The sequence below is a fragment of the Algoriphagus ratkowskyi genome (assembly GCF_002150505.1).
Lineage (GTDB): Bacteria > Bacteroidota > Bacteroidia > Cytophagales > Cyclobacteriaceae > Algoriphagus > Algoriphagus ratkowskyi.
Genome location: NZ_MSSV01000025.1, coordinates 61828 through 70579, shown reverse-complemented (window position 1 = coordinate 70579; position 8752 = coordinate 61828). Strand labels below are relative to the sequence as shown.

The 8752-nt window shown below is 39.5% G+C and carries 8 protein-coding genes; 1 reads left to right on the top strand and 7 read right to left on the bottom strand.

Annotated features, from left to right (window positions below; translation table 11 throughout):
• Window positions 1-476 precede the first annotated feature (476 nt).
• From BVH02_RS19135 to rpmH, 5 genes are all read right to left on the bottom strand, one after another.
• Window positions 477-986 (bottom strand): DUF2480 family protein, encoded by a 510-nt coding sequence (locus BVH02_RS19135; protein WP_086503076.1) that lies wholly within the window; start codon window positions 984-986, stop codon window positions 477-479.
• The gene (gene tsaB, locus BVH02_RS19130) at window positions 983-1672 is read right to left on the bottom strand and encodes a tRNA (adenosine(37)-N6)-threonylcarbamoyltransferase complex dimerization subunit type 1 TsaB (RefSeq protein ID WP_086503075.1); all 690 of its coding nucleotides are present in this window, start codon (window positions 1670-1672) and stop codon (window positions 983-985) included. The genes BVH02_RS19135 and tsaB overlap by 4 nt, the downstream gene beginning before the upstream one ends.
• A gap of 5 nt (window positions 1673-1677) precedes the next feature.
• Entirely contained in the window at window positions 1678-3339 is a 1662-nt protein-coding gene (locus BVH02_RS19125) for a S41 family peptidase (protein WP_086503074.1), read from the bottom strand.
• Between the two features lie 197 nt (window positions 3340-3536).
• Window positions 3537-3923, bottom strand: a complete 387-nt coding sequence (gene rnpA, locus BVH02_RS19120; protein WP_086503073.1) for a ribonuclease P protein component — start codon at window positions 3921-3923, stop codon at window positions 3537-3539.
• Between the two features lie 48 nt (window positions 3924-3971).
• Window positions 3972-4130, bottom strand: a complete 159-nt coding sequence (gene rpmH / locus BVH02_RS19115) for a 50S ribosomal protein L34 (protein WP_074226946.1) — start codon at window positions 4128-4130, stop codon at window positions 3972-3974.
• 138 nt (window positions 4131-4268) lie between these two features.
• Here rpmH and BVH02_RS19110 point away from each other — a divergent pair, with 138 nt between their 5' ends.
• Window positions 4269-5915 (top strand): M61 family metallopeptidase, encoded by a 1647-nt coding sequence (locus BVH02_RS19110; protein WP_086503072.1) that lies wholly within the window; start codon window positions 4269-4271, stop codon window positions 5913-5915.
• 53 nt (window positions 5916-5968) lie between these two features.
• Here BVH02_RS19110 and BVH02_RS19105 read toward each other — a convergent pair whose 3' ends face one another.
• Window positions 5969-6694, bottom strand: a complete 726-nt coding sequence (locus tag BVH02_RS19105) for a hypothetical protein (RefSeq protein ID WP_086503071.1) — start codon at window positions 6692-6694, stop codon at window positions 5969-5971.
• Between the two features lie 6 nt (window positions 6695-6700).
• On the bottom strand, window positions 6701-8749 hold the full coding sequence (locus tag BVH02_RS19100) for a M16 family metallopeptidase (protein ID WP_086503070.1): 2049 nt from the start codon (window positions 8747-8749) through the stop codon (window positions 6701-6703).
• Between the last annotated feature and the right edge of the window lie 3 nt (window positions 8750-8752).

The following is an 8752-nucleotide window of genomic DNA, read 5'->3' as shown; positions in this document are numbered from 1 at the left end:
AAAGCAAATCCTATAAACGTCTCCCTGTCTGTTCTCAGGTTACTATTTTTTTTGTCTTACATCACTTCAAAGAACTTAGTGTCACGCATTTGTGACTCTTGTCAGAGCTTCAAACCTTTCGATTTTCGTTCCGTTTTTTCCCCTTCCTTGCTGAAGGGAGTGCAAAGGTAAGAGGTTATTTTTAACCCGCAACACCATTCGCAGTTTTTATTTTAAAAGTTTTTGAGAACCTAAACTCTCGCCGCTTTTACCCCCCTTCCTTGCTGAAGGGAGCGCAAAGGTAAGAGATCATTGCTGACTTACAAACGCTTCGCAAATTTTAATTTTTCAATTCTTTTTGAGGATTTTCTCTCTTCCCTTTTCGCTGCCGTTCACCTCGTTTGGGAGTGCAAATATCTACCTTTTTATTTTAGAGACAATAGCCGGCATAAAGAAACTTATAAAAAAGTATGTGGTTTTTCGTAGCCCATTAATTATCAGGACTTTTGTTTTTTGTAGAGTGGAACAGTGCTACAAGGTTCTCCATACATAATGCTTTTTGCTCGCGATTGGATGAGTGCTATTACTTTACCATAGGCAAATAAAGGAATAGGGAAATTACTACAACCCTTCACCACAACTGGCCTATCAGCAAAGGTCTCTAGATCTAGTTTATTCAGACATTCCTCAGCAATCATTACTTCAAGCTCTTCCAAATTCCCAATTGCAAAGCCACGAGCAATAGAATTTATGTAAGTCGCCACTAACATAAATGCCCAATTAGGCACAATAGCATCCGCTGTACAAGTGATCGCTACCCATTTACTCTTATACTGAAGCCAATCAATTTCTTTGAGCGCCAACCTAAAATCTTTCTCCTTAAGCACTAGCTCCTGGAAAAGGAAGGGCGTAAGATCAAATATCACCCGTTCTTCCCTGGGATAAATATCCTCTAGATTTAGCGTTATGATCGGGCTACTTGCAACTCTATTAATTATCTCACTCATATTAGCAATGGATTCTTTTTGGATTGAAGCGCTTTAAATTCCTTCAGGTAATTTGGGACGAAATAAGCCAAATCGGCAAACTCTCCTCTTTCAAACATGCTATAGGCCAAAGTCCCGACGTAATCTGCGGACATTTTTAAGTTTAGAAAAACCGCATTAGGATGCGCTAGTACTTTAGACACCTTATCTACCGCATCGCCAACAAAATAGACTTTACCAGTATCTAGTAAATCTAAGAAAGATGTTTCATCGATGATTTCTGAATCAAGCTTCCTGACAGATTGCAAATCTTGATCGAATACTTCTCGATATACTTCCATTCTTCTCGCATCCAGCATAGCTACAATTAGTCCTTTGTATTCCTTCTGGAATTTTGCTCCGTAGGAAAGGGCTTTCAATGTGCTGACCGAAATCAACTGAATATCTCTGGCAAATGCTAAGCCTTTGGCCACAGAAACACCTATTCTTAGTCCTGTGTAGGATCCAGGGCCTTCCGAAACGGCAATTGCATTAATTTGCTCTATAATCAAATTGCATTCGTGTAAAAGAGCTTTTATCATTCCCATCAATTTTTCGGAATGCGCTCCAGGGACATCTAGCGATTTTTCACCCAGTAAAAACCCATTCTGGTGAATTGCTATAGAACATATAGGAGTAGATGTCTCTAAAGAGAGAATAAATGTCATGCTCTTTATTTAGAAGAAGCAGTTAAAATGGATTTAATTTTGGAAGGCTCTTTCAAATACTGCCTTGCTAGCATCACGTCTTCATCATCCTGCAGTCCAGCTTGAATCATTCCTTCTTGGAAATAATACCTAGACACAATCTCCTGAGAAAGAATTTTCTTGATTTCCTCCTTATTAGTTACCAAGTCCTGCTCCTTACTATGATTCACTCTTTTTTCTAGAGAATCGATCTGAGCTTTGATCTCATCATAATAATCTACCTTCTCAGCATTCTTACGCATATCCTCTACAGATTTCTCTAGGTAAGTGGTGTAATCGTATTCTTTGCCTGCCAACCATTTAACAAAATTCTCATAATCCGCGTCAGAAATGGCAAAAGTAGCTGGATCTGAGATCTCAGAATGTGCATAGAAATAATCAGTACCATAATCAAACACGTGGTTTCGTGCTACCAAACTATAAGAAATTGGCGCATAATTTTTACGATCAACGCTCTCATCCGGCTCAATACCAGCTCCGTCTAATACTTTTCTTCCATTCTTAGTATAAAATACTTTCCTTAATGAATCAGGAACAGTGAACAGCTCATTATTCTCACGACTTTGCAAATAATCAATCGCTTGGATACATCGACCGCTTGGAATATAGTATTTCGCTGTAGTCACTTTCATCTGAGCATTGTAGGTCAAAGGGACGGTAGTTTGTACCAATCCTTTTCCAAATGACTTTCTACCAATCAAAACAGCTCGGTCATAATCCTGAAGTGTTCCAGCTACGATTTCCGAGGCAGACGCACTATGCTCATTGAGCAACACCACCATAGGGATATCCTTATCCACTGGCGTCTTACTTGTCTTATAGGTGTAATTCACATTTTCAAGCTTCCCAATAGTCTTCACCACTTCTCTTCCTTTCGGAATAAAAAGATTAATAATCTCGACAGCTTCATTCACTAAGCCTCCGGGATTATCTCTTACATCCAGCACCAATCGTTCTATTCCTTGGCTTTTCAAATCTACCAACGCATTTCTAACTTCCGTAGAAGCATTGGTAGTAAACTCAGCCAGTTTGATATATCCTGTCTTTTCATCCAATTTCCCATAATAAGGAACATTCTTAATAGCAATTTTCTTACGAATCACCTCAAACTCCAGGGTATCTAGACCTCTTTTCACTTGCAAGTGCACAGGTGTATTTGCAGGACCTTTTAAAAGTGTAGACACCTCAGCCGTCCCAAAATTAGTGACATCGGTTGTGTCAATTTTCAGAATGTAATCTGCAATCTTCAATCCTACTGTCTGTGCAGGAAATCCTGTGTACGGCATTATAACCATACTGCCTTCTCCTCGATTACCAATCAAAGCTCCTATTCCTGCATATTCTCCTGTAGTCATCATTCGATAATCATCAGAGTCTTCCTCGGGCACATATGTAGTGTATGGATCTAACTCTTCCAGCATTGCATTGATTCCTATCGTCACCAATTCATCTGGATCAATTTCATCCACGTAATAGGAATCTAGCTCTCGGATAAGTGTCGCGAAAATATCAATATTCTTAGCTATGGCGAATAACTTGTCATTTTTAGCTTTGAATGCAAAAAATCCTGAAAGAACTAATGCTCCCAATACAAATATTAGGAGGGATTTTCTTAATGATTTATTCATATGATTATAATTTATCTTCAATGGACATATGGAATCTCGCAGGGTTTACAATCATCCTAGCGTGTGCCTTTTTAGTCATTCTCGATTTAAATTGCTTATAAGTTTATTTCAAAGGTCACAACCTGTCCCCAAAATCGGGATGGGAATCTCTCACCAAATAATCTTTCCGGTGTATAACGATCTTTGTTATGCTCGATTTAATGTTGTTGTTGGTTTTCACTTACAATGCTGGCTATTTTCTTTAAAGCCAATGTGATTTTAGTCTGTATTTCAGAAAACTCCATCAGGTCCGAACTTACATAAATTAAGCCAATGGACATAGCAGGAGCTGTTGGTGGTATCAATGATTTATTGAGCCTGTAAGCTTCTTTCATTCGTCTCTTAACGAAGTTTCGGCCAACGGCTTTCTTTATTTTCTTCTTCGAAACGGAGAAAAGCACCTGTGGGGTTCCACAACCCCCATCCTTTTTAACAAAAAATTGGACTTTAAATGGGTACAAAAAAAAAGAGGAACCTTCGTTAAAAAGTTCCTTGATAAGTTTGTCAGCATGAAGCCGCTCACTTTTTGGGAGTCTGTAATTCATCACAAGGACTATATTCGTATGTGAACATACGAAAAACAGTGCTAAGAATTACTTCTTCAATGTCTTTTCAGAAGAAACACTCAATTTGTGTCTTCCTTTTGCTCTTCTAGCTTTCAGTACTCTTCTACCGTTAGCAGAAGACATTCTTTCTCTAAAACCGTGCTTATTTTTTCTTTTTCTACGAGAAGGTTGAAATGTTCTTTTCATGATCGAATATCTTTATCTAATTGCTTGCCTGATTAAGTTTCCTTGGATTGCCCCCCAAAAAGGAATGCAAAGATAAGTACCATTTCTTTAAATGCAAACAAGCTAAAAAACATTTGATTGAATTCATTAAACTTTCCAATGATCAAATACCATATAGAATCCCAAAACACAGCTTCTCAATTTATTCAAATCACCCTTAATATTCCTGTAAGGCGTCTTTCCCAGATCAGGCTACAACTTCCAGCTTGGAGAGGTGGACGATATCAGCTCGCAAATTACGTCCAAAATATTCGAAACTTCCACGTAATATCCCCAGATGGAAAGCCTATTTCCTCCACCAAAACCACAAAAGACCTATGGGAATTCGCACCTGACCATATTGGTGAATATCAGGTAAAATATGAATATTACTGTGCAAAAATGGATGCAGGATCTTGCTGGGTGGATGATGAACAGATGTACTTAAACTTCGTCAATTGCTGTTTTGAGATAGAAAACATGTCAGAAGATAAAATTCAGGTCGAGGTGAATTACCCTTCACACTATCAATTTTGCACCACCTTGCTGTCAGAAAATAACGGGTTCTTTGCATCCAACTTCCAGCAATTGGCTGACAGCAGTTTTCTTGCTTCGCAAAATTTGACTCATCAGTTATTTACAATCGATCAAGTGTGCTTCCATTTATGGTTTCATGGAGATATTCATTTCGATCTAACAGAATTTAAGACGAATATTAATCAATTCGCGGAGAAGCAAATAAGGACTTTTGGTGAATTCCCCGTCGAGGAGTATCATTTCATCTACCTGCTCCTACCCTACGCTCATTATCATGGCGTCGAGCATCAAAGAGGGACGGTAATCACTTTTGGGCCTGCAGAAAGTCTCTCCGAGCGAGTACACATGAATGAACTTATGGGTGTGAGTTGCCACGAACTGTACCATGCCTGGAATGTATGTCAGATCAGACCGTTCGAAATTATGCCTTACAATTTTTCCAAAGAAGCTTACCACGAAGCCGGTTGGGTGGTAGAAGGCTTCACAACTTACATGGGAGATTTGTTTTTACTGAAATCCGGCTATTTCTCACTGAGTGAGTACTTTGAGACTTTTGAAAAAGTGTTAAATAGAGAATCGATAAACTTTGGTTGGCAAAATCAATCTATCCTAGAATCAAGCTTCGATCTGTGGATAGATGGATACGTAACTGGGATTCCTGACAAAAAAGTAAGCATTTACACGCATGGCGCTTTGATTGCTTTTTGCTTGGATGCTATGCTACTAGATGAAAACTCCTCGCTTCATGAGGTAATGAGACTACTTTGGAAAAAATTTGGCAAATCAAAAATTGGCTATACCCTAGAGGAAGTATGGAGAACAGTGCTTTCTCAAACTAATAATCCTATCTTCTTCAATCAATTCCACAAGGATTATATCGCCGGAAAAGAAAATATTTTCCCTGTAGTAGAAAAGCATCTTGCTTCCTTAGGCATCGAAATTCAAACCAAAGCCCGAGAAGACGAGCTCTCCTCCTACTTCGGTATCATCAAACACTCCGATGGAACTATCACTAAAATCCATCAAGCAAGTGGCGCATTTAAAAAACTAATGGTTGGAGATTTTATCAAATCTCAAGAGCTAATTATCAACGGAATAAAATTTTCAATTGATCGATTTGGGAGAAGTTTAGAAGTAGAGTTAATGTCTTCAGATGAGCTTCTATTTAAAGATTATTTCCTGATTGATAAGGAATACAATCACAAAAGAAATGCATGGATTACCGACTAAAATAAAAGGGCTGTCCGCATGGACAGCCCTTTAAATGTTATTAACTGATCGTATTAATTGAAGATTGATTCATCCAAATCCTGATTAAATAGAATGGTAGTGATATTAGCCTTCAAAGGCATAGGTAACATGCCATTAGTGATAATCATTGTCATAGGCATCATCAGTCCATCTACTTCTTTATAATCTTTATACTTAACTGTACCAGCTGCTGCTGACTCAGTTTGTAGCTTCAATCCTGTCGCAACGCTGTAGTATTCGGTGGTGTTACCATCCCCTCCTGCTTCAAAAGCAAGTTTATGAGCTTTCTCTCCTTCTACGTCAGCAGTTCCTTCGTACGTCGCAGTGACACCCAACTCCTCGAGATACAATTCACGGAATGGGTAAATCTGACTTTTCATCGCATCCATTTGGTCACCTGTCAACACTTGCTCCTGACCCATTGCAGATACTTTTGCTTTTCCATCTTTTAAGACAGTTTTAGAAACGACGTTCCCATTCATTTCCGTCACATTAAGTAAGCGCTGATTTTCCTGATCGATCACGCTAGAAATATCTAACATCATGCCCTGAATCTCGGCTTGCATGTCCATAGTCATATTGCGGACTGCCTTCATTTTGGCCTCGCCTCCAGTCGCTTTTACGTAGTTATCTATCACTTCCTTGACGGAGTTTACCGCGTTCACTGCGGTTGGCTTTTCTTTTTCTATCAAAGTAGCCTGCGTTGCCATTGGAGCTACTAATAGCCCTAGGGCTAATATTAATGTTATTTTTTTCATAGTTGATTAGTTAAAATCTGATTCAGTTAATTCTGGATTCAATTCAATGTTGACCACTTTAGCTTCCAACGGAACAGGGATCATCGCTGATTTGATGGTCATCGCCATAGGTACCATTACGCCATTTTTCTCCTGATAATCGGAATAGAATGTATCTCCAGAAACCGGGTTCTCATTTTTAATTTTTAAACCTGAGTCTACTGAATAGTAGTTATTAACTAAAGATCCCAATGGAGTGGCCACGATTATCTTATAAGCAGGTGTTCCTTCCACGTCTTTGATTCCGTCTAAAGTAAGTGTATAACCCATCGAGCCATAATACAACTCTGGCAAGAAGAATGTTTCCAGTTTAGCTGCGTCGATTTGCTCATCAGTCATATCGATAGATTGTCCTTGGACTTTCACAACTCCCTTACCGTCCTTAATTACAGAACTTTGCATTACGTTTCCACCCACAAGGGTATTTTGCATGTAGCGCATGTTTGTATTATCAAATACCTGCTCTATCGTAAGTTGTTGACCCATGATTTCTGCAGCCATTGTAAATTTCGCAGCCTTAATTGCACTTGCTGCACTTTTACCTCCGATTGCAGTGATGTAGTTTTCGAGAACTTTATCTGAGGTCATGTTGGCATCCACAGCAGCCATCTCTTTAGCAGGGAAGCCCATATTGTCATACATAATCACTTCACCAAATTGAGCTAGTTTATCTTTGATCTCAGTACCATTACCAACTACTGTGATGTAAAGCTTACTTGGATCGATCAGATTGTCTGCAGTTTTATTAATATCAGCAACTGTCAGCGCATTCATTTTCTGCAAATAGGTCTCGTAGTAATCAGCTGGAAGATCATAACGCTCGATGTTCAGTGCAAAATTTGCAATTGTGGCTGGACTCTCTAGAGATCTGCCAAATGAGCCTGCAAGACTCGCCTTAGCTTTATCCAGTTCTTCTTGCGTCACTCCTTCCTCAACTAAGCGATTGATTTCATAGATGAATTCTACCACCGCAGAATCTGTCACATCCGTACGTACTGAAGCATTTGCAGAAAACTGCCCAATAAGCTTATCTGCTGCTAAAGAAGAATAAGCGCCATACGTGTACCCTTTGTCTTCACGTAGATTTGTGAAAAGACGAGAAGAAGATCCTCCCCCAAAAATCTGATTCAAAACTCTACTTGAAATATAATCGGCATCGCCCAGTGTCAATTCAATCGGCTGAGCAATATCAATAACGGTTTGCACAGAAGAACTGCGATCAACCAATCCTACAACTGTTTTGGATGCTGCAACTGGAGCATTGTAGGTAAATTTTGGAACGTCGCCCGCCTTCCACTTACCAAAGTATTTCTTCACCACTTCCTCAGCTTCTGATTTACTCATATCGCCAACGATGGCGAGATACGCGATATTCGGTTTGAAGAATGTGTTATAGTAAGTTTTTACATCTTCCACATTCACATTACCAAGTGAGGTTTCTGTAGTCACTTCCCCGTATGGATGTTCTTTTCCATAGACCATAGCACTAGACAATCTACTTGAAATTGCACCTGGCTCATCTTTGCTCGTAGCCAATCCTGTAAGCGATTGCTTCTTTAATTTGTCTAGCTCATCCGCTGGAAAAACCGGATTGTAAAGCACGTCGGACATCAAATCAAGAATTTTTCCCTGATGTTTTTTCAGAGAAGAGGCTGAAATGGAAGTAGCGGAAACGCCAAGGTCTGCTCCGATGAAATCAACTTCCTGATCGATCTGATCTTTGGTACGGCTGGTCGTGCCCGCCATCATCATCTGACCTACAAAACCTGTCAAGCCTGCTTTATCTCCTTCAAACAAAGGATCTCTTTCAAGCACTAGCGTGAATGAAACACGTGGAAGTTTGTCATTCTCTACTACAAATACTTTCAGACCATTATCTAGGGTAAAAGTCTCTGCTTCGCCAATTTTAATCACGGGAGCGGGCCCAGCTTTTGGAAACTGACTTCTGTCCACCTGAGCAAAGCTCACGACAGACACCAAAAGGCTCAATACAAAGGCTAATGTTATTTTTTTCATGTC